Source organism: Paranoxybacillus vitaminiphilus (assembly GCF_003259935.1).
Lineage (GTDB): Bacteria > Bacillota > Bacilli > Bacillales > Anoxybacillaceae > Paranoxybacillus > Paranoxybacillus vitaminiphilus.
In genome coordinates this window covers 1-1213 of record NZ_QLMH01000055.1, presented here as the reverse complement: position 1 = coordinate 1213, position 1213 = coordinate 1, and the positions used below count along the sequence as shown (strand labels likewise).

Annotated in this window: 2 protein-coding genes; one reads left to right on the top strand and one right to left on the bottom strand. The window is 37.9% G+C overall.

Annotated elements, in window-relative coordinates; genetic code table 11:
* Positions 1-82: 82 nt before the first annotated feature.
* Positions 83-442, top strand: a complete 360-nt coding sequence (locus tag B0I26_RS18055) for a hypothetical protein (protein ID WP_111646702.1) — start codon at positions 83-85, stop codon at positions 440-442.
* A gap of 130 nt (positions 443-572) precedes the next feature.
* Here the strand turns inward: B0I26_RS18055 and B0I26_RS18050 are convergent.
* Positions 573-1213 (bottom strand): IS256 family transposase (locus B0I26_RS18050; protein ID WP_111646701.1); only part of this gene is annotated, 641 nt, incomplete at its 5' end.

The window sequence follows — 1213 nt, the reverse complement described above, 5'->3', positions numbered from 1 at the left end:
AAATCCGGAACAATCCGCAAAAATTTTGCACATTATTTCCGAATCCGCCTGAAATAATTTGAAAAAGGGATTCTGAAATAATGTGCTAGTTTACACTTATGAGAAAGAAAGAATTGAAAATCATTATCCTAATGTATCTCTCAATGTATATGGCATTAAAGAGATAAACGAATTGATCCTATTATCATTACAAGGTTTACCATCTGAATATCGCAAAGTTCCTAAAAAGCTTATGCTAAAAAATTACTTTGTTACTGGAGATTCATGCGTAGCCGAAGTGGAGTTAAAGGAGTTTGCAAAATTCGTGAAAAATAACCATCAATATTTATTTTTTTCTAACATTAGAAATTATCTTGGTGGGACAAAAATTAACAAAGAAATTCAAAAAACATTTAGAGAAAATCCAACTAATTGGTACCGTCAAGAATTTTGTGTAATATAATGGGGGTAGGGTTTCTCTGAAATGGATTTGAATTGATAGGGGACTGATTTTCTCCACACAGGAGACTGAATATTCAGTCTCCTGTGTGGGAAGGGAGAATCCCCTTATTTCGTCCATTTACAGCATTTGGTTAATTGTAACGTTCTTCAAACATTCGTTGAAGGGCTTCATGCGCTTCGGCAAATCCTCGTAACTTTCGCCCTGCCCACTTCTCATTAAAGTCTTGGATGGTCAAATATACGATTTTTTCAGCGGCTTCTAAACTATTCAAACTGTTCATTGGTTTTAGGCGTTTCCGGATCTCCTTGATTGTTCGTTCAATCGCATTCGTCGTGTAAATCACACTTCGAATACTGTTCGGATAGTCCATAAATGTGAGGAGAACATCCAGCTCATTGACCCAAGATTGGACTTCCCTCGGATACTTACTAGACCATTTCAACTCAAACTGTTGAAACATCTGTAACGCAATCTCCTTATTCGGTGTGCGATAAATCAGTTTGAGATCCTCTGCCACTTCAAATTGATCTTTTTTCCGAACACGATTGAGCGTGTTACGAACTTTATGAACGACACAACGCTGCACATCGGCTTTCGGATAAATCGTCTTAAAGGCTTCCTCTAAACCCGGTAGTCCATCGAATACGCCCAAAAGCACTTCCTTTCCGCCTCTTTTGTAGAGGTTTTGAAGAATTTCCTGCCATACATAGGCGCTTTCTTGTCCTCCCACAAAGAAATCAAGAATTTCGCGATATCCTTCTTCATTCACAC